Genomic DNA, 23,202 nt, shown 5'->3' on the forward strand with positions numbered 1-23,202 from the left:
TTCCGGGCATTAAATACTGTGTAATCGACTCACATTTATATAATCAAATAGCAAATAGTAGGCCAACACTTAAATTATTCTTTCCAAGCTACGGCAACACCATGCGGGTAACGTGCATCAACGGAAAAAACCTGCTCTATTCTACCTGATAAGTCGGTATTATATACAGCGATAAAACGCTGTAATCTGTCTAAAACTTGCTCTCTACCCAGCTTAACAGGAATACCATTTGAAAAGGTCACAGTCCAAGCACCTCGTGCCTCCAAAATAAGACTAGAGACCCTTAATGAAGTCGAGGCCAATACCTGACTTATTAAACCGAACTGTTCTAGCACTATATCACTCGCCCCTTCTGGTCCATGCAAATGAGGAAGCGGCAAATCGACAGCCATTTTAGGGGAAAATACAACCGCCGTTGTGGACACTAATTGCCCTTCACGCCAGTATGCAAGAGGGGAATATTCTCTAACAAGTACCTGCAATTTATTTGGCCAAACTTTACGAACTTCTGCACTTTCAACCCATTCGGAAGCCAAAATAATACCTAACGAATCTTGTAACGATAAATCTAATAAGCTTCTATCAAGCAAACTCGAAAAATCTCCTTGCAGCTCAGCTTCCGTTACATTTAAGAGGTCACCCTTAATTTCAATTTCATTGATAGCAAACCAAGAGTCGATATCACTATTTTGCAATGAAGCGACCGCTATTAATAAAATAGCCCCTAATAACGCCGCAATTCTCATCGATTACTTAACCCCTTTTTGGCACCAAGCTTCCAGCGCAATTTTTTCTACCAAAGAAGCATAATTTACCCCTAAATGGTTAGCCGCCATAGGAACCAAACTATGAGAGGTCATACCAGGTGCGGTATTGACTTCTAAAACCCAAAACTTGCCTTCAACATCACGCATTACGTCTACTCGCCCCCAACCAGAACAACCCAAAGAGCGATAAGCATCTAGCGCCAATTGCTTAACCAAGATTTCATCGTCATCGCTCAAACCAGACGGCAGCAGGTACTCTGTATCGTTTGCAATATACTTGGCCTCATAATCATAAAGCTCATGCTCTGCTGAGGCTTTCAGACCGATAACGGGATAAGCCTCGTCATCTATAATGGCTATTGTAAATTCAGGACCATCAATAAAGGCCTCTACCAAGATATCCGAGTCGTACTCAAGTGCTTTCAATAAAGCGTTATCTAATTCAGTGCGATTCGCCGCTTTATTAATCCCTATTGTGGAGCCTTCACGTGAAGGTTTAACAATGACAGGATAAGACATAGAGCTTTCAATAAGGTTCGCATCGGCATCTTTAACAAATGACAAGTAAGCTGGAGTGGGAATACCAATACCATGCCAGTAGCGCTTACTAAGTATTTTATCCATTGCCAAACCACAAGCCAGTGGAGAGCTACCCGTGTAAGGTTTATTCAGCAACTCTAGAAGAGCCTGAATTCGTCCATCCTCCCCTTCACCGCCATGCAAGGCTATAAAAGCAAAATCGAACTCAGCGGATTGCAACTGAGTCACTGGATCCAGTGAGCCATCGCAGCCATAAAGGTCTATTCCTATTACCTGATAGCCTTTCTCCTTTAGCCCTTCAATAACCAAAGGACCACTTTGTAAGGAAACCTCTCGTTCAGCCGAACGGCCACCGTAGATCACAGCAATAATGGATTCTTTTAATGTTTTCTGCATATTAAATCCCGCTTATTGATAAGTTTTTAGACACGTTCCCTATATCACCTGCACCTTGGGAAATAAACAAGTCGCCTTCACGCAGAACGTTTTTCAGGATTGATTTCAAATCCGCTTCGCTACCCACATGAATTGGGTCAATATTACCTCGTTGACGAATACTGCCACACAAAGACCGACTATCTGCGCCATTGACTGGGTTTTCCCCTGCGGCATAAACATCGAGCAATAAAAGCACATCAACTTGAGATAAAACCCTTACAAAGTCTTCATACAAATCTCGGGTTCTCGTATATCTATGAGGCTGATACACCATAACCAGTCGTTTATCTGGCCAACCCGCACGAATTGCTTTAATGGTTGCCAAAACCTCACTCGGGTGATGTCCATAATCATCAATAAACATGACTTTAGCGCCATCTGGAAGCTCTAATGGTTTTTGCTCTTGAAAGCGTCGACCGACTCCCTCAAAGCCCATCAAACCAGCCTGAATAGCATTAACATCAACCCCTAAATCAGTCGCCACTGCGATAGTTGAAAGTGCATTAAGCACGTTGTGAAGCCCAGGCATTGGTAGACGAATTTTAATTGGCTCACCTTCAGGGCGGTGGGCTAAAAACTCACAATGACGTCCAGTTTGAATAATATCAGTAGCGTAGAAATCGGCTTCCTGTTCAATACCATAAGTCAAAACAGGGCGACTCAAAGAAGGCAATATTTCTCGCACATTTTCATCATCAACACATAAAACCGCAAGACCGTAGAAAGGCAAATTATGTATAAACTCAATAAAGGTATGCTTTACCTTTTCAAAATCACCATCATAGGTATCCATATGATCCTCATCTATGTTGGTGACAATGACAGATTGAGGTTGTAGATGAAGGAAAGAAGCGTCACTTTCATCCGCCTCAGCCACTAAATAAGAGCTACTACCTAGCTGCGCATTAGCCCCAGCGCTTGTCAGACGTCCACCAATAACAAAAGTAGGTGCATCACCTGTTGCTGCAAGAACAGATGCCATTAAGCTAGTTGTTGTCGTCTTACCATGTGTACCCGCAACAGCAATACCATGACGATAACGCATTAACTCCGCCAACATCTCAGCGCGGCGAACAATAGGAATACGATGCTCTTTCCCCCATATTATTTCTGGGTTTGTCTCATTTATCGCCGTTGATACAACAATAACGTGGGCATCATAGACATTCTCTTCTTCATGCCCAAAATAAACCTTAATACCCATCCCTTCTAAACGCTTAGTCACAGCAGAAGACTTAAGATCCGAACCTGAAACTTGATAGCCCTGATTGTGTAATACCTCAGCGATACCACACATACCCACACCACCAATACCAATAAAATGAATATTTTGAATACGACGCATGGTCGGAATATCGTACTGAGCTTTATTATCAATCATGATTTTATTAACCTTAAACAGTGTGCGACAACATCTTGTGTTGCATTAGGGTGAGCCGCTTTCTTCGCTTGCTCTCCCATTTTTAATAATGAATCGTCATTCTCAATACATTGAGAAAGCAACGATATAACTTTTTCAGTGGTAAGTAGCCCTTGAGGCAATAACAATGCGCCACCCATTTTTTCTAAATAACGCGCATTTTCAGTTTGGTGGTCATCAATCGCGTAAGGGTAAGGAACGAGAATAGAAGGCAAGCCAGCAATAGCCAACTCACTTACTGTCATAGCGCCTGCGCGGCACAAAACTATATCTGCCCAATAATAAGCCTGATCCATATTATCAATATAAGCATCTACCCTAGCTTCAACACTGGCCGCTTTATAGAGTTCAGACACTTCATCAAAATTCCGTTTACCTGTCTGATGCCAAACGTCTAAACGCTGGGATAAAGGCCAATTTGACAACACCTCGGGCACAACATCATTAATTGCTTTCGCCCCTAAACTACCGCCAACCACCAATAAACGAAGGGGGCGAGCCGCACCTTCTCTTGGCTCTCTTTTTAATTGCTGCAATATAGATGCCCGAACAGGGTTTCCAACAGTTAAACCCTTAGGTAAAGCACCATCAAAGGCTTGAAGTCTAGCATTAGCGATTTTTGCTAAAATTTTATTTGTCGTTCCAGCTATTGCATTCTGCTCATGTATTACTAGAGGAATGCCCAAAATCTTGGCTGCTACACCACCAGGCCCAGCAACAAAGCCACCCATGCCTAAGATGACATCTGGCTTGACCTTTTGTAATACCGCAACAGCTTGCCCAATAGCGTGAAGTACTCGAAAAGGAGCAGCCAGAAGTCCCACAATACCTTTACCTCGCACCCCTTTTATAGATAAAGAATGCAATGGGATATCATATTCAGGGACAAGGGACTCTTCCATTCCACCTTTCGATCCTAGCCAAGAGACATCAAGCCCTTTATCACGAAAAGATTGAGCACACGCCAGGGCTGGGTATATATGACCACCTGTGCCCCCAGCCATCACAACAACTTTACTCACATTTTTCATTAGGAATTGGCCTCTTCTGTTGGCTCTTCACTATTGTCAGCACGTCGATTTTCGATGTCTACTCGAGCAATGACAAACAAACTACTCAAGGTAATAATCAAACTACTACCACCATAACTAATTAAAGGCAGTGTCAGTCCTTTAGTTGGTAAAAAGCCAGTGTTTACACCAATGTTAATAATAACTTGAGCCAATATTAGAATTGCAAAACCAAAACACATATAAGCAGCAAAAGGACGAGACATGGCCATCGCTTTATGGCCTATTTTAAACACTCTACTAATCAGCACAGCAAATAGAGCAATTAGAAATAATCCGCCCAACATACCGGTTTCTTCAACCCAAATAGAAAACACAAAATCTGTGTGAGCTTCTGGCAAATAAGAAAGTTTTTGAACACTGTTACCTAAACCAAGTCCAAACCATTCACCTCGGCCATACGCTATTAGCGCCTGACTAAGTTGGTAACCTTGATTAAAAGGGTCTGCCCAAGGATCAATAAAGTTCATCAGACGTTTCATTCGATAACTTTCTGAAACAGCAACGACCCCTAACATAGCAATAGCTCCCCCTAGCAAAAGTAAAAATTGATACAAGGGAGCACCACCTAAAAACAGCAATGCCATTACAGTACCAAGCAGCACAACCGAGGCACCAAAATCTGGTTCGAGTAACAAAAACAATAAAAATATACTGCATAAGCAAAGAGGCAGTAAGAACCCAGCCCAACCTTCACGAACCCGATCCGCCCTTCGAACTAGGTAGCCAGAAACATACACAACCATACATACTTTAGCGACTTCAGATGCCTGAAGGTTAAACACGACAAGATTAATCCAACGGCGGCTACCATTCACACTTTTACCAATTCCGGGAACAAGAACCAAAACCAGCAGGATCAGCGACAGCCCCATTAGGAGAATCCCCCACCGCTGCAACTGTTGTGTTGGTATAGACAACAACACCCAGCCAGAAATCATCCCTAGGATCAGATATAGAATTTGACGCCCCATGAAGAAAAATGGATGACCATAGATACTTTCAGAGATGGAAATAGAAGCACTTGATACCATAACAATACCAAGGGCAAGAATAGCGACTATTGAAGCGATAAATAGAGAATCGACGCGAGAAAACTCACGGGCAGTAACAGGATCAAGAAGCTTCAGCCATGTCATAACGCTTTAACCAACTGCATAAAATGCTCACCACGCCTTTCAAAGCTCTGATACATATCGAAGCTGGCGCATGCAGGCGAAAAAAGCACAATATCCCCCTGCTCACTATCCAAACCGATCAGGTCAATAATTTGTTCTAAATTATCAAAACATTTAACCTCAACAGAGGTGGATAGAACACTCCCGATCTTTTTCTTATCCTGACCGAATAAATAGACTGTCTTAACAAACTGAGCTGCAGGTTTAATAAGGTCTTTAAAGTCCGCGCCTTTACCGTCACCACCAGCAATCAATAGAATATTTTTCTTTGTCAAAGATCCCAAACCATTTAGAGCAGCAATGGTCGCCCCAACATTTGTTCCTTTTGAATCGTTAATGAAAGTAACATTATCAAGTGTTCTAACTGTTTGACACCTATGCTCCAACCCTCCAAATTCAGACAGAACAGAGGCAATATCCGGAGACACAATTTCCAGTTTTAACATTTCCAAGATTGCTAATGCAGCCAAAACATTGGCGTAATTATGAGAGCCTTTTAGCTTAATTTGTGAGGTATGGTAAAGTCGTTCAACGCCTTTACATAACCAAGCACCGTCACCGTCTGGCAACATACCAAATTCTTTCAAATCTGGACTTTTTGTGGTGAAGGCTCGAACTGGTGTCGACTCAGCTAACAAAGGTGCCGTTAGGATGTCTTGCTTATTACAAACAGCCGCTTTACAGCCACGGTAAATTTTTTGTTTAACTCGCTGGTACTCATAAAAATCATCGTATCTGTCCATATGATCTTCTGAGACGTTTAAAAGACAAGCAACATCCGCTTTCATGGCGTGAGTCGTTTCTAATTGGAAGCTTGAGACTTCAAGAATATAAAAATCCGCTTGCTGCTCTAAAAGATCTAAGGCTGGCAGTCCGAGATTGCCACCAGCAATGGCTTTTTTACCTGAGGCGTTGATTAAAGCCTCGACTAATGTAGTTACCGTACTTTTCGCATTAGAGCCTGTGATAGCAACAAAAGGTTTATCTGCATAATCACAGAACAGATCCACATCCCCTCTCATGGCCACACCATGCTCTGCTAAACGGCGTAATACTGGGGTTTTCAGAGAAATGCCAGGACTCACATACAACTCAGTGACATTTAATGTTTCTAAAACATCTAAACTACCTGTGAATATTTTATCTTCTGAACAATACTCTTTAGCTTGCTCTAATCCTGGTGGGTTATCACGAGAATCAACAACATAAAACTCTATGCCTTTGTCCGCCAAGAAGCGCACACAAGATAAACCAGTCGCCCCCAAGCCCACAACGGCTCTAACCCGATCTGACCCGATCAACGACATGCAATAACTCCTAACGTACTTTTAAGGTGGCAAAGCCTACTAACACAAGGCAAACAGTAATAATCCAAAAACGCACAATGACTTTCGGCTCAGCCCAGCCTTTCAACTCAAAGTGATGATGTATTGGTGCCATCCTAAAAATTCTGCGCTTTGTTAGCTTGTAGGATGCCACTTGTAGAATTACCGACACGGTTTCCATTACAAAAACCCCACCCATAATAAACAAAACCAACTCTTGACGAATAATCACTGCTATCGCACCCAACGCCGCACCTAAAGCCAATGACCCTACATCGCCCATAAAAATCTGCGCAGGGTAAGTGTTGAACCATAAAAAGCCCAAACCTGCACCAGCAAGCGCTGCACAAAAAACTAGCAATTCACCTGAACCTTGCACATAAGGTATAAATAAATATTCGGAGAACACAATATTACCAGTCAGATAAGCAAAAACACCCAGCGCGCCACCGACTAGTACTGTAGGCAAAATAGCCAAACCATCTAAACCATCTGTCAGATTCACAGCATTACTGGTACCAACAATAACGAAATAGGTTAAAACGACAAATAATATCCCAAGTGGGATAGCAACATCTTTGAAAAGCGGCACAATTAAAGAAGTCTCAATCGGAGTGCTGGCTGTTGAATACAAGTAAATAGCGGTAATTAAGCCGAATACACTCTGCCAAAAATATTTCCAACGACTTGGTAAACCACGGGGATTTTTTTCAACAACTTTACGGTAATCATCCACCCAACCGATGGCACCAAACGCCAGCATGACGAGCATCACAACCCATACATATTTATTACTCAAATCTCCCCACAAAAGTGTACTCACTGATATGGAGAAAATGATAAGCGCGCCCCCCATAGTTGGGGTACCTGCTTTAGACAGATGTGTTTGCGGCCCATCATCTCGAACGGCTTGGCCAATTTGTAGGCGCTGTAATAAGACAATCACTTTATTGCCAATCAATAAGGAAATAACCAACGCCGTCAACACAGCCAAAATAGCCCTTAATGACAGATAATTAAATACTGCAAAAAACGTATGGTATTTACTTAAATAAACCGCTAAAAGAAGTAACATTTCTAAAAATTATCCCAATTATTTCAATGCTGATATCACGTTTTCCATTTTGGCGGATCGTGAACCTTTAACTAAAATGGCATGCTCTTTTCCAAGCGAAGCAACCAACTCTGCCGCTTCTTCATGTGTGTTACAGAGCAATGCTTTACCACCCTCATTGTCATAAGCTGCACCTGCAATACTTGCTACAGGACCGACGCAAATTAAATGAGAGATATCTTTGCTTTTGGCATAAATACCGAGACCACGATGAACCTCATCCTGAAGTGCCCCTAATTCCCCTAGAGCCCCTAAAATCAACCAAGTTTCTTCCACATCCTGCATAGCGAGAACGTCAATTGCAGCTTCAACGGATTTTGGGCTAGCATTGTAGCAATCATTGATTAATAGGGCTCCATTTTTTGACTCTAAGCGCTCTAATCTTCCTGAAACTAATACAGGAATAGCTAATTGAGCAACCGCGTCGGTAAAACTAACCCCAACGGCCATCATAGCCAAAGCAACCGACATGCCATTAGCAATCATATGCTTGCCCGCACCAGCAACAGTTACTGGTATTATCTCGTCTTGATAACGGAATGTCGCCTGACTCTCATTTGCACCTAATTGCAAGTCGTATGCATAAAGGTCTGCATTGTCATTAAAACCAAAAGACACTACTTTTCTATCGCCAGCCAATTCACACCAATATGAATAAAAGCCATCATCTGCATTCAGTATGACAGTCGCTGTGGTAGCTGCCCCAGAAATAAGATTACCTTTTTCTTGCGCGATTCCAGCAAGATCTCCAAAACCTTCGAAGTGGCTACCGCTAGCGTTAGTTAATACGACAACGTCTGGGTGAGCTATCGAGGCTAAACGAGCAATTTCACCGGGTACACTGGTTCCCGTTTCCACTACTGCCAATTCATGATACTTCTCTAGACCCAGCAAGGTTTGAGGTACACCAATTTGATTATTTAAATTAGCCTGTGTCTTAAGAACATTTTTGTCAGTAAAAGATTGTGACAACCAATCTTTTACTGTTGTTTTTCCATTGCTGCCTGTGATGCAAATGACAGGGTATTGAAAAGCATCTCGTATTAGACGAGCAATACAACCGTAAGCGACTTTTGTATCTTCAACTTTTATGTAAGAACTCAAAGCCAAGCCTTTTTCAGAGACAACCGATGCAGCTCCCTCTTCAACAGCTTGCAATACATAATCGTGCCCATCAAAGCGTTCACCTTTTAAAGCAACAAACAAGCAATCTTCTACTATTTTTCGTGTATCTGTCACGACACTAGACACAGGCTTATCAGTGCCTACTAGCTGACCATTACAAGCCGAAGCGATATCCGCCAAAGTAAGATTAAGCAACATAGTTTTTTAGCGCCTTCATAGCTTCTTCTTTATCGTCAAAGTGATGTTTAACACCATCAATATCCTGATAAGTTTCATGGCCTTTTCCTGCCAATAAAATCACATCATCGCTGCTCGCAGCCAAAATAGCTTTTTGTATGGCTTCTTTACGGCTTCCTTCGACACTGAAGTGACCTTGCCCCTCTCCAACCGCCGCTAGACAATCAGACAAAATTTGCTCAACAGATTCTGTTCGCGGATTGTCAGAAGTCAGCCACACAAAATCGGCATTCTTCAAAGCTGCATCCATCATCAGGGGACGCTTCCCCCTATCACGATCGCCACCACAGCCAAAAACACAAATCAGCCGACCATTCACATGCTCTTTCAATGCTTGCAAAGCAACCTGCAAAGCATCAGATGTATGAGCAAAATCGACAACAACCAAAGGGGCATTAGGCACTTCAACCTTATCCATTCGACCGGGAGCCCCTTTTAAGCAAGATAACCCTTTAATTAAATGTGCTTTATCTTCTGTTTGATTCCAAAGAGCCGCCAGAGCTGCCAAAGCATTTTGTACATTAAAGTGCCCTAAAAGAGGTAAAGACACACTATATTCTCCGTCAGGACAACAAAGAACAAATTGAAAACCGTTTGCGTGCTGTTGAAGATTTTTGACGAAAAAGTCTGCACCTGAATTCTGTTCACTGTAATAATGACAATGGTTCTGCGATGCAGCTTTAGCCATAAAATCAGCATAAGCGTCATCAGCACAAATAATGGAATGCTGAACACCTGGAAATGAAAACAAGCGACTTTTAGCTAAAGCGTAGGATGCCATATCGCCATGGTAATCGAGATGATCTCGGGACAAATTAGAGAATACGGCCGTTTGAAAAGGCACCCCTTCCATTCGCCCCTGATCCAAAGCATGGGAAGAGGCTTCAAAGGCAACAAGCTCAATACCTGTTGCAGCCATTCCCCTTAAAGTACGATGAAGAGACAAAAGATCTGGAGTAGTTTGTTCCGCTTCAGATAAGGCATTAAGTGGACCAATGCCAAAGGTACCAACTAAGCCGCCTTTCAAGCCTATTGCTTGAGCAAGCTGGGCCAAATAGTAACAAATTGACGATTTACCATTTGTTCCTGTCACCGCAACCATTTGTTTTGGCATGTCGCCATAGAAGAGCTGGGCACACTGAATCATTAATTCTGTCGGATGGTCGACACCTACCAACTCCAGCGCATCGTGCTGCAAGTTTAATTCTTTTGGAACAACCGCGGTTTTACAACCAGATAAAGCGACTTGATCGAGATAATCCCAGCCATTAGTCGCAACGCCTGGCAAGGCAAAAAAGATGCTATTTTCATCAGCCTTTCGACTATCCGTTTCTATATGGGTATATAAAGCAGAAAGCGAGCTCTCCTCAGGGGAGTAGCTCGCAAGTTCCAAAAGCTCAACGTGTGTTAGTTCAGCCATTTAGCCACCTTGAACCACTTGAATAGGTTGTTTTTTCGTTTCTAAACGAACCTCTCTAAGCCCTTCAGGCAAATCTGGGTAGATATTTAATGTGGTTAACGCCCCCTCCATTACACGAGAGAACACAGGAGCAGCGACTTCACCACCATAGTATTCACGACCTTTCGGATCATTCACCATAACCACCATAGCCAATCTGGGGTTAGATGCCGGAGCCATACCTGCAAAAAGAGCAATGTATTGATCGTACTCGTAACCTTTAGAGCCTACTTTATGCACAGTACCCGTCTTACCCGCAACACGATAACCCGGTATTTGAGCAGCTCGACCAGATCCTTTCTGTACCACTGCCTCCATCATTTTCACAACATCTTTTGCAACCGTACGCGGGATGACTTGCTTTCCATCTGAAGGAATATCTTGCTTAAAGATAGTAACAGGTACTCTGTAGCCACCATTGGCCAAGGTCATATAAGCTTGTGCAAGTTGTAATGTTGATACAGACAAACCATAACCATAAGATAAGGTCGCAATTTCAGATGGGTGCCACTTAGGATGTGACGGCAAAACCCCAGAAGCCTCACCAGGAAAACCAATACCTACAGGTGAGCCGATACCCAGTTCATAGTCCATATTCCAAATAGCATCTTGGGGTAGTGAAAGAGCAATTTTAGAGGCACCAACGTTACTGGACTTAATCAGTAACTTTTCAAAGTCCATGACACCGTGATTACGCGAATCACGAATGGTAAAACGCCCAAAGCGCATATAACCTGGTGCCGTATTAATCTGTGTCTCAGTGGAATATTGCCCCGACATAAGCGCTGCCGAAACAGTAAATGGCTTCATTGTCGAACCCGGCTCAAACAAATCAATCACGGCACGATTACGCAGTTCTTCATATTCCAGTTTCGATCTGTCATTTGGGTTATAAGAAGGCTGATTAACCATCGCCAAAATTTCACCCGTTTTTACATCAAGAATAACCGCTGACGCAGATGTAGCACGATGCTCAGTCACAGCCGCCTTTAACTCGCGATAGGCCAAGTACTGCAGCCTTAAATCTACACTCAATTCGATATTTTCACCGGGATGCTCTGTCTTATCGACACCAATACCACGGATGATGTTGCCCGATAAATCTTTAACAAAACTACGACGACCTGGCTCCCCTTGCAAAGCTTGATCATACGCAAGCTCAATACCTTCTTGTCCTTTATCATCAATATTAGTAAAGCCAACCACATGGGATGCAACCTCACCTGCTGGATAAAAGCGCTTATACTCTTTCGTTTTACTAACACCTACTATTTTTGCAGACATTATTTCGTCCGCCTCATGGGGAGGAAGCTGACGTCTTAAATACATGAAAGAACGGTGCTTATTCGCTTCAAATTTCTCTTGCAACCAAGTGCGACCGACCCCCATCACTTCAGCAAGGCGTTTAATCTCTTGCTCAGGACCTTTGTTAATAGACGGGTCTCGTTCAATACTCCAAAGTTCTTTTGGGTTAGCCACTACGGTCCATGTTGGCGTACTCACCGCCAAAGGCTCACCACGACGATCTAGAATCATTCCTCGTGTAGCTGGAATTGACTGGGTTCTAACCGCTCGAATCTCACCTTGGTTTTGCAAGAAGTCCTTTTCGACTACAGTCAGGTAAAATAGACGGCCAGCAGCCACTGCGAACAGCACAAAAGCGACGACATAAATAAACCTAAAGCGCCATTTTCCTGAGATGTGAAGATTATTTTCCATGTTCACGGTTTCACTATTATCAATTCATCTTGAGAGGGTGCGTGCATATATAAATCCTTTATTGCCGCCTGTTCCAAACGGCTAGGCTGAGTAAGAGCGCTTTGTTCAAGCAACAGCTGCCCCCACTTCACCTCATAATCCACTTCTTCTTGTTTTAATGACTGCAGGTAAGAAAAATTCTTCCTAAAGTCGTACACTTGAATAACCACAAAAATAGACACAATCACCAAAGACAGCACACCAACAACAAATACTGGCAAAGGTATACGAGGTCTATTCACTGATACGCTCCAACACCCGTAACACAGCACTTCGAGATCGAACATTATCGTCAACCTCAGACTTAGAAGGCTTAATCGCCTTTCCTACGGTTTTAAATTTGATATTGTGATGGAGGTTTTGTATTGGTAAGTGCCTTGGTATTTCAGGGCCCTTCGCTTTTAGTTTCATAAAGCGTTTAACAATACGATCTTCTAATGAGTGGAAACTAATGACGGCTAATCGACCACCAACCTTTAAAGCTTCGGCCGCTGCTTCCAAACCGATCTCAAGATCACCAAGCTCATTATTGATATGAATGCGTATTCCTTGGAAAGCTCTCGTCGCTGGGTTTTTACCTTTCTCCCACGCTGGGTGAGCATCGGCGATAATCTTTGACAACTGTAACGTTGTTAAAATGGGGGTATGAGCGCGGTGTTCACAAATTGCTTTCGCAATACGACGAGAGAAACGTTCCTCACCATATTGATACATCACATCCGCTAAATCACTTTCCTTGACCGTTTCAATCCATTCAGCAGCACTTATGCCTGCATCTGGATTCATACGCATATCCAAAGGGCCGTCATTCATAAAACTAAATCCACGCTCTGCGTTATCTAGCTGTGGAGATGAGACTCCTAAATCCATCATGACGCCGTCGACTTTATCAACACCAAAAACATCAGGTATGTGAGATGCCATATTGGCAAAGCTATCTTGCACAATGGAAAAGCGCGAGTCTTCCTGCTCCAAGGAACGACCGTGGGAAATAGCCACAGGATCTTTATCAAAACCAAGCATCTTCCCTTCAGCAAGGCGATCCAATACCAAGCGGGTATGTCCACCTCGACCAAAAGTGCCATCAACATATAAGCCGTTCTCGTTTGTTACGAGCATATCTACCGACTCGTTGAGCATGACACTTATGTGCTCTGCCATCGCATTTGTCATAAAGAAATATCCATCATGGTTTCAATTTGTAAGTCACTTAACGCATCTTCAGATAAATAATCTTCGCGCTGAGCTTCCCACTCTTCATAGCTCCAAATTTCTAGCTTTTTACCTTGCCCTAAAATCGTCAATTTCTTATCGAAGCGGGCAAACTCTCTTAATGGTGCAGGCAGTAAAACACGCCCAGCCTTATCAATTTCCAAATCTGTTGCATGCCCAACTAACAATCGCTGGAGACGTCTAGCTTGAGGCTGGAAGGTTGGCAATTTATCAAGCTTTTGTTGAATAACGTCCCACTCTGAAAGTGGGTAAAGCAGTAAACAACGAGACACAGGGTCGATAGTGACAACCACATTATCTTCATCAAATTGAGCTAACTCATCGCGCAAGCGTGCAGGAAGCGACATACGCCCCTTAGCATCAACACTGACTTGATGAATCCCTCTAAACAAAATAACTACCCACTTATCGACACAATCACCCACAATTTAACACTTTTTACCCAAAATAGTAAAAAAAATATGTAAAAAAGCGAAATTAGAGGCAAAAAAATGCCGCTTAAAAAAGCGGCACTTTAGTAAAAATAAGTTTTATGAGTTCAAAAAGATAAAAACAGCTTAAAAATCATACGGATAAAATATTGAAGGGATTACAACAACGCCGAAGGTAAAAAACGATATGTAGAAAAAAGAAAGGTGCAAGTTGGCCGATAAGCCGGGTTCTGTCGTGGACAATCATTCATCTAATACGTACATCACTGCACGTCTTTAGCAACCTACCCGAACTCAGCGCGGGTCACGCCAAAGAGTTCCTATTTGGTCTTGCTTCAAGTGGGGTTTACCATGCCACGAACTGTTGCCAGTCGCGCGGTGCGCTCTTACCGCACCATTTCAACCTTACCGGCAGTAAACTGCTTAGGCGGTATATTTTCTGCTGCACTTTCCGTAGGCTCACGCCCCCCAGGCGTTACCTGGCACTTTACCCTGCGAAGCCCGGACTTTCCTCCCCCCAATAAATTGAGCGGCGACTGCCTAGCCAACTTGCGAGCCGCATATTACTTACCCATATCAACAATAACAAGCGTTTTCTCAGGAGAAATCAACTCAGCGGTAATTTAAAACAAACCTCTAAGCCACCCTCATCTCGATTTCTAGCCGATATGCTACCTTTGTGCGCTTGAATAATTCGCTGAGATAGCGTCAAGCCAACACCAAAGCCGCCACTATTTTCTTCCCGCGCCTCAGAAGAGCGATAAAATGCATGAAATATTTTCTCCAGCTTGTCTTCGGGAACACCCGGCCCATTATCTCTAACATATATTTTCGCAAAATCAGACTCCTGAGTAGTTTCCACCTGAATTTCACTATTCTCACCAGCATAGAAACATGCATTTCGCAGAACATTCTCAAGTGCATGACGCAGCTGCAATGGATCACCCAACATAGTTTTTGGCATATCACCCACCTTACTAATAGAGATTCCCTTTAACTGACTTTCAAAACTAACATCTTCGATTATATCTTCGAGCCAAGGCTGCAAACTCATTTGCTCTTTTGACAGTGAAGCGGCCTCCAACCTACTCAAATTCAGAACCTGACCAATCAGCTCATCCAACTCATGCAACTCTGTGCGAATACGAGCTAGGTAGTTTTGTTGGCCTTCTTGACCCCGCTTATCCTCTGCAATGGTCAATGCCACTTCAATTCGAGCAAGGGGGGTTCTTAACTCATGGGAAACATCTCGCATTAGGCGCTCTTTAGATGAAAGCAACACCTCAATCCTAGAAGCCATCTCATTGAACTCGCTCGCAAGCTTACCAATCGCATCTTTACGCCGTGCTAACTTATCATCGACCCTAGCCGTCATATCGCCACGACCAAATAACCGGGCAACACTTTGCAACTTCAATAATGGCCCTAATAACCAATACGCCAACACACCACTTGAAACCAATAAGCCTAACAAAGAAAATGCAATCACCATTTCTGGGGCAACGGCACTTACTCTTGGATTGGGCCTAAATATCATTAGATACTGGATACCACTGCTACCGGTAATTTGTAAAAACTGACTATGCAAAAGATCGGCAGATGGACGTGGCCGACCACTTTGAGAACTCTGCTTATTAAAATTACGAGGCAGAGCCTTTAATAGCGGCTTACCATTTTCTTGATAAAGGTAGATAACACCAGATAAATTCTGCTCAGCTTTCCCAACTTCAATTTCCAAAAAAGGCAGACCAAGCTTTTCATAGCCCGCAACCAACTGCACCCCAGCCTCACCTAACATATCCGATGACACTTGATGGCGCTGCTGAATGAACTGCACCGTACCCAACCCAATACTGACCACAAGAATATTAGAAAGCAGCACCACCAAAAAAACCCGTAGAAAGGTATTTTTCATATAAGCTAGACGCCTTATTCAGCTTCAACAAACATATAACCTACTCCACGTACCGTTTTTATCCGTGGCTCGCCAGACTCTAGGTTTCCAATTTTTTTACGCAAATTACTAATATGCATATCAAGGCTGCGATCATATAGAGTTAATTTTCGCCCTAATGCTCTTTCAGATAATTCATGCTTAGTCAGCACCTGACCGGGCACGACTAACAAAGACTCTAAAAGTGAGTATTCTGATGTAGTAAGCTCAACTAATTCCCCATGCAAATAGACAGTCCTATCTTTGCGGCGTAACAACACACCAGACAACTCTATATCCGCATTAGGGTCGCCCTCTTTATCTTGGGTCGATCTGCGCAAAATGGCCTTAATACGTGCCAATAGCTCTCTCGGGTTAAAAGGCTTTGATAAGTAATCATCCGCGCCCATCTCCAAACCTAAAATACGATCAATATCTTCTCCCTTGGCTGTCAACATAATGACAGGAACAGAGCTCTTATTACGTATCTGCTTTAATGTTTCGAAGCCATCTAACTCAGGCATCATGACATCCAAAATAACCAGATCTGGCGCACAATCAGACAACATATCCAAAGCCTCTCGACCATTCCATGCATGGGAGACGTCATAGCCTTCCCCTTCAAAATAGTCCTTAATTAGATCTGACAAACGAGCATCATCGTCAGCAAGTAACAGCTTTACCATATTGTGGTCCTCACATTCTTTATAACTCGATGATTATAATCATCATTTTTGTAAGCTTTAATATAGATAGTAACCTAGAGTTAAATAAAGCCAATCTTGTCTTTTCAATCTATTTACAAAGATTACGTATAAATGCGAAATTGCAGCCATAAAAAAAGCCGCATTAAGCGGCTTTTCTAGTATTTCGACAAATTTAAACTTATTGCTTAAAAGGGTCGCGAATAACAATAGTTTCGTTACGATCAGGGCCAGTAGAAATAATATCCACTGGTACACCAACTTGCTCTTCTAAGAAACGAATATAGTCTTGAGCATTTTTCGGTAGTGCTTCAAAGTTTTCAGCACCAACCGTTGATTCTGTCCAACCTGGTAGCTCGACGTATACAGGTTTCGCTGTTTCATAGCCTTCACTATCAACAAGAGAACCAAGGATAGGATTACCTTCAGCATCAACATACGAAGTACAAACCTTAATTACCTCAGAACCATCCAATACATCTAACTTAGTTAGACACATACCAGAGACTGAGTTGATCTGTACAGCATGGCGCAAAGCAACTGCATCGAACCAACCACAACGACGAGCACGACCCGTTGTTGCGCCAAACTCATGACCACGAACACCTAAACGCTCGCCGTCATCATCAAAAAGCTCTGTTGGGAAAGGACCAGCACCAACACGAGTTGTGTAAGCTTTAGTAATACCCAAAACATAGTCAAGGTATAAAGGACCAAAACCAGCACCAGCAGGAACACCGCCCGCTGTTGTATTCGAAGAAGTCACATAAGGGTAAGTACCGTGATCCACATCTAGCAATGAGCCTTGAGCACCTTCAAACATGATGTTCTTGCCTGCTTTACGCAGGCCATGGATCAAGCCGATTGTATCTGCCACCATAGGACGAATAAACTCAGCCATTTCCAAGCCAGCCGCATACACTTCATCGTACGAAATTGGTTCAACTTGGTGGTAATTAGTAAGCACGAAATTATAGTAATCTAAAACTTCTTTTAGCTTAGTCGCAAAGCGCTCTTGATCTAACAAGTCACCAACACGAAGTGCGCGGCGAGCCACTTTATCTTCGTAAGCAGGACCAATACCACGACCTGTTGTACCAATTTTCTTCTCGCCTTTAGCCAGTTCACGAGCCTGATCAAGGGCAATATGATAAGGAAGGATCAATGGGCAAGCTGCGCTTATTTTTAAGCGGTCAACAACAGGAATGTCTTGCTCTAGTAACTCTTCAGCTTCCTTTTTCAAAGCTTCTGGAGATAAAACAACACCATTACCAATAATACATTGCACACCATCGCGCAGGATACCTGAAGGAATCAAGTGCAAAACCGTTTTTTTGCCATCAATCACCAATGTATGACCAGCGTTATGTCCACCTTGAAAGCGAACAACCGCAGCTACATCTTCTGTCAGTAAGTCAACAACCTTACCTTTACCTTCATCACCCCATTGAGTGCCTAGAATTACAACATTTTTACCCATAGTTTCAGGTCTCATTTAGATAGTTCTTAAAGAAATTTCTATTTCTGAATTGGCATTAACTGCCAAGCCGAGTCAACGAAATCAAGCGTAAAGTCAGCCTTTTCAGAACACAGTTCATCTAAAGCTTCTACAACTCGATATCCTTGAGCACGTAATGAATTTATTTTTTGCCATTGCTCTTCCGAAGAACAAACTGGCGACAAAACAGTTTTAGGCTGAATTACAACAACATCAGATAAAGCAACCAATGCTTTCACATCTGTACTAAAGCCTGTCGCTGGTCTAGAGCGACCAAAGACTTGACCAATATTGTTATAACGCCCACCTCGAGCAATGGCATTACCATGACCCGGTACGTAGGCAGCAAATACTACACCCGTATGATAGCTGTAGGATACTAAATCACTTAGGTCAAAGTGCAGCCCAACATTTGGGTAGCGCAAGCTCAACACATCACTCAACTTCTGTAGCAGAGATAATGCATCAAGAACCGTATCAGCAATACCTGCAAACAAGTTATTCGCCTGCATTAATACTTCTTTACCACCACACAAACGCGGCAATCCAGTTAGCCACTGTTTTTGCTCTTTAGGCAAGGACAAAGAATCAACATAACGATCTAACTCAGGAAGATCCTTTGTTTTATATAGCTCTATTAACTTGCTTTCAGTATCTTGCTCAATATCGCAGGCAGATAAAACGCCGTTCACAATATCGACATGCCCAAGATCAAGCACTAAATCTGATAAGCCCGCAGCTGACAAGGTTTGCAACATCAAGGAAAGCACCTCGATATCACTTTCTACGCCACCATGACCATACAATTCCGCACCTAATTGAATAGGACCACGAGTACCATCTAGCCCATCTGGCATGGTACGCAGGACGCTACCACAATAACTTAAGCGCTGAACTGATTCACTTTTTAAGCAATGGGCGTCAATACGCGCCACTTGGGAGGTAAAGTCGGCACGAATCCCCATTAGTCGACCAGATAGCTGATCAATCACTTTAAAGGTTTCTATTTCAAGGTCTGAACCTGCACCAGTAAGAAGGGAATCCAAATATTCTAAAAGAGGAGGTATTACTAACTGGTAGCCCCAACTTTTATGGAGATCAAGCAATGTTCTTCTCAGATGTTCGATTTTTGCAGCCTGTTTAGGCAAGGCCTCATCTACACCTTCTGGAAGTAACCAGCGATCTGCTAATGTCATTCATTTATCCTCTAGCTTCGCGTCAGCAAAAGCAGCATTAATCCAAGAAACATACTAATCGCCCCAATAATACGTAAGGTGAAGTCTGGGCTTGCAACGGCTTTCACCATAATCTCCCGCCATAAATTTGGCGCTAGAAAAGGCAAAATACCCTCAGCGATCAATAAAAGGCTGACACCAACTAGCAGCGCCTGCAAAAGTTCTTGCATACAATCTCTTTATTTTGACCATTAAAAAACCGGCACAATGTCCGGTTTGTGTAATAGTAACATGTTTCCTGTTTTAACAAACAGGAAACAGATACGATTAATAATGAATATTCACTCTACTTACTGCTAGATGAACTATTTAAGTATTTAAAGAATTCACTATCTGGCTCAAGAACAAATAAGTCACTGTTGCTATTAAAGCTTTCACGGTACGCCTGAAGACTACGGTAGAACTCGTAGAACTCAGCATCTTGCGTATAAACGTTTGAGTATATAGCTGCCGCTTTAGCGTCACCATCACCTCGGATCATTTCCGCATCACGCTGCGCTTCCGCTTCTAATACCACACGCTGACGATCGGCATCGGCACGAATACCTTCAGCAAGCTCTAAACCTTTCGATCTGTGCTCACGGGCTTCACGTTCACGCTCTGTTCTCATTCGCTGATAAACAGATTCACTAACATCTGGTGGTAGGTCAATACGTTTAACGCGAATATCAACAATCGAAATACCTAGCTCATTTTGAGCAACGATATTTAGATCATCACGCAGCTCAGTCATTAATTGGTCACGCTCACCAGACACTACTTCGTGCATAGTTCGCTCACCAAACTTATTTCTTAAGCCGGTATCAACACGTGAAGACAAGACACGGTTTGCAACAAATTCATCACCAGACGTTGCCTGATAGAATTTTGCAACAGAGTCAATTTTCCACTTAACATAAGAATCAACAACCACTGCTTTTTTCTCTAACGTCAAGTAACGCTGAGGGCGAGAGTCCATTGTTAATACTCGAGCATCAAACTTTTTCACTTCATTCATTACAGGAAGTTTAAAGTGCAAACCAGGCTGCACATCTTCTTGAACAATTTCACCGAATTTCAGCACGACAGCACGCTCTGTCTCTTTAACAACATACAGAGTCTGAGAAGCAAACAGAATCCCTAGAAGAGCAGCAAATAAGACTGCAAAAGAAAAACCTTTCATTAATTTCTCCCCTCTCTACGAATTGTCGAACTTTGACGTTTACGAAGCTCTTCTAACACTTGATCTGCTAATGTCTCAATACTGCCCGAGTCAACACCAGATGCAGAAGCATTAGAACGCTGCTTCATAAGCTGATCTAAAGGCAAGTACATCATGTTATTACCACCCTCAGTATCAACGATAACTTTATTCGCATTCTGGTAAACAGATTCCATTGTTTCTATATACAAACGCTGACGAGTCACTTCTGGTGCTTTTGCATACTCACGGTATAAACGATCAAAACGATCCGCTTGACCACTCGCTCTCGCTACGATTTCTGAGCGGTAAGCTTCAGCTTCTTCACGGATACGCTGAGCACGACCACGCGCTTCAGGAATAATACCGTTAGCATAAGATTCCGCTTCATTTCGCACACGAAGCTCATCTTCTTTTGCTTTAATAACGTCATCAAACGCTTCTTGCACCTGTGTAGGCGCTTGAGTGTTTTCCACGTTCACTTTCGAGATTAATAACCCCGTACCATATAGGTTGCTGTAGTCTTGAATACGAACTTTAACTTCTTCCGCCAATAACTCACGGCCTTCCGTTAAAATTTGATCCATTTCAGAGCTACCAACCACATGGCGCAATGCACTTTCCGTCACCTGAGCTAAAGACTCTTCAGGGTTACGCACATTGATCAAGAAATTCTTAGGCTCTTGAACCGAGTACTGAATAGAAACACCCACTTCAACGATGGCATCATCCACGGTAAGCATAAGTGCCTTGTGATCGAGAGAACGGACCTTAGTCACATTCACTTTACTTACAGAGTCAATAAGAGGCGGATTCCAATGCAGACCAGGCATCACTGTTGAATGATATTCACCTAAGCGAAGCACCACTCCACGCTCTTGCTGATCGACCTGATAAATACCAGTTGCCGCCCATAGCGCCGCAATAGCAAATAAAGCAATAGCCACTAAGCTGCCACCAAATTTTCCAGACATGCCAGAGCCACCACCGTTAGAGCCACCGCCCTTACGAGATTTCTTAACACCCAGCATATCCATCAATTTACCAAAGGCTTCATCTAAATCTGGCGGACCTTGCTCTTTACCACCAGATGGACGACCCCATGGATCATTGCTATTGGTTTCTTTATCACGACCTTCGTCAGAGCGCCCAGAACCACTATTACGGTTTTTATCTGGATTCCATGGGTCATTGTCGTTATTACCCGGTTCATTCCAGGCCATACTGCATCTCCACTTTAATTTAAATGATAAACCTATTAGACGGCTTCGATACTCTCTTCAGAGACACCCGCCCGCGCTAAAATTTGTAAATAATCTTTTTTCGGTAGCTTAACGTCAAGTACCGAGCGACCTTCTTCATCAAAGCGCTCAGCCTGAACCGCACTATGCTCAAAAAACATTGCTCTCAAACGACCCAATTCAGTAGGTAAATGCAACGTTTCATTAAATACATCTTCTGCCAACAACTCAGCAACTGCCTGCTTAAGCAGATCAATACCGCGCCCATCATATGCAGACAACCAAACGCGATAAGGGTTCCCATCCGCATCTCGATCTATACGAGGCTCCCCTGTTGGTAAAGCATCTATTTTATTAAACACTTTAAGAGTCGGTACCTCATTAGCGCCGATTTCTTCCAGCACAGTATCAACATGCGCCACATTCTCATCACGGGCAATATCCGCTGCATCAATAACATGCAGTAGCAAATCCGCTTCAGAGGACTCTTTAAGAGTCGCCTGAAAGGCTTTAATTAGTCTATGGGGGAGTTGTTTAATAAAACCAACCGTATCCGCCAAAACAATTGAGCCTATTTGTTCAACATCAATACGTCTCAACGTCGGGTCAAGTGTAGCGAACAGCTGATCAGCAGCATACACCTCAGAGCCCGTAATACGATTAAATAACGTAGATTTTCCCGCATTCGTGTAGCCAACGAGGGAGACCGTTGGCACAGATGAGCGAGAGCGAGAACGACGATTTTGGTCTCGCTGAGAACCCACCTTACTCAATCTTTTTTGAATAGATTTAATTCGTTCACCAAGTAAACGCCTATCTGTTTCTAACTGAGTTTCACCAGGACCACGCATACCTATACCGCCTTTTTGGCGTTCTAAGTGAGTCCAACCACGGATAAGGCGTGTCGACATATGCTGCAACTGAGCAAGTTCGACTTGTAATTTACCTTCATGGGTACGGGCACGCTGAGCGAAAATATCCAAAATAAGCCCAGTACGGTCAAGTACTCGGCACTTAAGAACAGATTCTAGATTACGCTCTTGGGAGGGAGACAAAGCGTGGTCAAAAAGGACAACTTCAGCCCCTTCTCGATCCACTATGTCTTTTATCTCCGTAAGCTTACCGCTGCCCACGAAGTATTTAGCATCTGGCTTCTGACGTGAGCCAGATATAACGGCAACAGGATCAGCACCTGCTGAGATAGCCAGTTCAACAAACTCTTTAGGTTCATAAGATTCCCCTTGAACATGAAAATCTATATGAACCAGTACAGCTATTTCACCACTATCTGGACGTTCAAAAAACAATTCAGTATT

At 43.0% G+C, this 23,202-nt stretch carries 21 protein-coding genes and 1 other RNA gene; all 22 read right to left on the minus strand.

Annotated features, from left to right (window positions below; all coding sequences use genetic code 11):
- Positions 1-74 precede the first annotated feature (74 nt).
- The 22 genes from OFY17_RS09340 to hflX all read right to left on the minus strand — a co-directional run bounded on the left by OFY17_RS09340 (position 75) and on the right by hflX (position 23,193).
- Positions 75-746, minus strand: coding sequence for a cell division protein FtsQ/DivIB (locus tag OFY17_RS09340; protein WP_263530463.1), 672 nt, complete (start codon positions 744-746; stop codon positions 75-77).
- Between the two features lie 3 nt (positions 747-749).
- Entirely contained in the window at positions 750-1,703 is a 954-nt protein-coding gene (locus OFY17_RS09345; protein WP_263530464.1) for a D-alanine--D-alanine ligase, read from the minus strand.
- 1 nt (position 1,704) lies between these two features.
- On the minus strand, positions 1,705-3,126 hold the full coding sequence (murC, locus tag OFY17_RS09350; RefSeq protein WP_263530465.1) for a UDP-N-acetylmuramate--L-alanine ligase: 1,422 nt from the start codon (positions 3,124-3,126) through the stop codon (positions 1,705-1,707).
- On the minus strand, positions 3,123-4,196 hold the full coding sequence (gene murG, locus OFY17_RS09355) for an undecaprenyldiphospho-muramoylpentapeptide beta-N-acetylglucosaminyltransferase (protein ID WP_263530466.1): 1,074 nt from the start codon (positions 4,194-4,196) through the stop codon (positions 3,123-3,125). The genes murC and murG overlap by 4 nt, the downstream gene beginning before the upstream one ends.
- Positions 4,196-5,374: a putative lipid II flippase FtsW gene (gene ftsW, locus OFY17_RS09360; protein ID WP_263530467.1), complete on the minus strand. Its 1,179-nt coding sequence runs from the start codon at positions 5,372-5,374 to the stop codon at positions 4,196-4,198. The genes murG and ftsW overlap by 1 nt, the downstream gene beginning before the upstream one ends.
- Positions 5,371-6,720, minus strand: coding sequence for a UDP-N-acetylmuramoyl-L-alanine--D-glutamate ligase (gene murD / locus OFY17_RS09365; RefSeq protein WP_263530468.1), 1,350 nt, complete (start codon positions 6,718-6,720; stop codon positions 5,371-5,373). Before murD ends, ftsW begins: the two co-directional genes overlap by 4 nt.
- A gap of 10 nt (positions 6,721-6,730) precedes the next feature.
- A complete protein-coding gene (mraY, locus tag OFY17_RS09370; RefSeq protein WP_263530469.1) occupies positions 6,731-7,813 on the minus strand; it encodes a phospho-N-acetylmuramoyl-pentapeptide-transferase in 1,083 nt (360 codons plus the stop codon).
- 18 nt (positions 7,814-7,831) lie between these two features.
- Positions 7,832-9,175, minus strand: coding sequence for a UDP-N-acetylmuramoyl-tripeptide--D-alanyl-D-alanine ligase (locus OFY17_RS09375; RefSeq protein ID WP_263530470.1), 1,344 nt, complete (start codon positions 9,173-9,175; stop codon positions 7,832-7,834).
- On the minus strand, positions 9,165-10,634 hold the full coding sequence (locus OFY17_RS09380; protein ID WP_263530471.1) for a UDP-N-acetylmuramoyl-L-alanyl-D-glutamate--2,6-diaminopimelate ligase: 1,470 nt from the start codon (positions 10,632-10,634) through the stop codon (positions 9,165-9,167). The genes OFY17_RS09375 and OFY17_RS09380 overlap by 11 nt, the downstream gene beginning before the upstream one ends.
- The gene (locus OFY17_RS09385; protein WP_263530472.1) at positions 10,635-12,392 is read right to left on the minus strand and encodes a peptidoglycan D,D-transpeptidase FtsI family protein; all 1,758 of its coding nucleotides are present in this window, start codon (positions 12,390-12,392) and stop codon (positions 10,635-10,637) included.
- Positions 12,393-12,394: 2 nt separating this feature from the next.
- Positions 12,395-12,673, minus strand: a complete 279-nt coding sequence (gene ftsL, locus OFY17_RS09390; RefSeq protein WP_263530473.1) for a cell division protein FtsL — start codon at positions 12,671-12,673, stop codon at positions 12,395-12,397.
- Positions 12,666-13,604 (minus strand): 16S rRNA (cytosine(1402)-N(4))-methyltransferase RsmH, encoded by a 939-nt coding sequence (gene rsmH, locus OFY17_RS09395; RefSeq protein ID WP_263530474.1) that lies wholly within the window; start codon positions 13,602-13,604, stop codon positions 12,666-12,668. The genes ftsL and rsmH overlap by 8 nt, the downstream gene beginning before the upstream one ends.
- Positions 13,601-14,056 (minus strand): division/cell wall cluster transcriptional repressor MraZ, encoded by a 456-nt coding sequence (mraZ, locus tag OFY17_RS09400; protein ID WP_263530739.1) that lies wholly within the window; start codon positions 14,054-14,056, stop codon positions 13,601-13,603. The genes rsmH and mraZ overlap by 4 nt, the downstream gene beginning before the upstream one ends.
- A gap of 242 nt (positions 14,057-14,298) precedes the next feature.
- Positions 14,299-14,647: RNase P RNA component class A (gene rnpB, locus OFY17_RS09405), an RNA gene on the minus strand.
- A 55-nt stretch (positions 14,648-14,702) separates the two neighbouring features.
- Positions 14,703-16,010 carry a sensor histidine kinase gene (locus OFY17_RS09410; protein WP_263530475.1) on the minus strand — a complete coding sequence of 436 codons (1,308 nt, stop codon included), beginning with the start codon at positions 16,008-16,010 and terminating at the stop codon, positions 14,703-14,705.
- Between the two features lie 14 nt (positions 16,011-16,024).
- Positions 16,025-16,714, minus strand: a complete 690-nt coding sequence (locus OFY17_RS09415) for a response regulator transcription factor (protein WP_263530476.1) — start codon at positions 16,712-16,714, stop codon at positions 16,025-16,027.
- A 199-nt stretch (positions 16,715-16,913) separates the two neighbouring features.
- A complete protein-coding gene (locus tag OFY17_RS09420) occupies positions 16,914-18,212 on the minus strand; it encodes an adenylosuccinate synthase (protein ID WP_263530740.1) in 1,299 nt (432 codons plus the stop codon).
- 38 nt (positions 18,213-18,250) lie between these two features.
- Positions 18,251-19,426, minus strand: a complete 1,176-nt coding sequence (locus tag OFY17_RS09425; protein ID WP_263530477.1) for an ATP phosphoribosyltransferase regulatory subunit — start codon at positions 19,424-19,426, stop codon at positions 18,251-18,253.
- 11 nt (positions 19,427-19,437) lie between these two features.
- The gene (locus tag OFY17_RS09430) at positions 19,438-19,635 is read right to left on the minus strand and encodes a DUF2065 domain-containing protein (protein ID WP_263530478.1); all 198 of its coding nucleotides are present in this window, start codon (positions 19,633-19,635) and stop codon (positions 19,438-19,440) included.
- A 116-nt stretch (positions 19,636-19,751) separates the two neighbouring features.
- Entirely contained in the window at positions 19,752-20,627 is an 876-nt protein-coding gene (gene hflC, locus OFY17_RS09435; protein WP_263530479.1) for a protease modulator HflC, read from the minus strand.
- Entirely contained in the window at positions 20,627-21,868 is a 1,242-nt protein-coding gene (hflK, locus tag OFY17_RS09440; RefSeq protein WP_263530480.1) for an FtsH protease activity modulator HflK, read from the minus strand. The genes hflC and hflK overlap by 1 nt, the downstream gene beginning before the upstream one ends.
- A 35-nt stretch (positions 21,869-21,903) precedes the next feature.
- Positions 21,904-23,193, minus strand: coding sequence for a ribosome rescue GTPase HflX (hflX, locus tag OFY17_RS09445; RefSeq protein ID WP_263530481.1), 1,290 nt, complete (start codon positions 23,191-23,193; stop codon positions 21,904-21,906).
- Between the last annotated feature and the right edge of the window lie 9 nt (positions 23,194-23,202).

Origin of the sequence: Marinomonas sargassi (assembly GCF_025716875.1) — a bacterium.
Taxonomy (GTDB): Bacteria; Pseudomonadota; Gammaproteobacteria; order Pseudomonadales; family Marinomonadaceae; genus Marinomonas; species Marinomonas sargassi.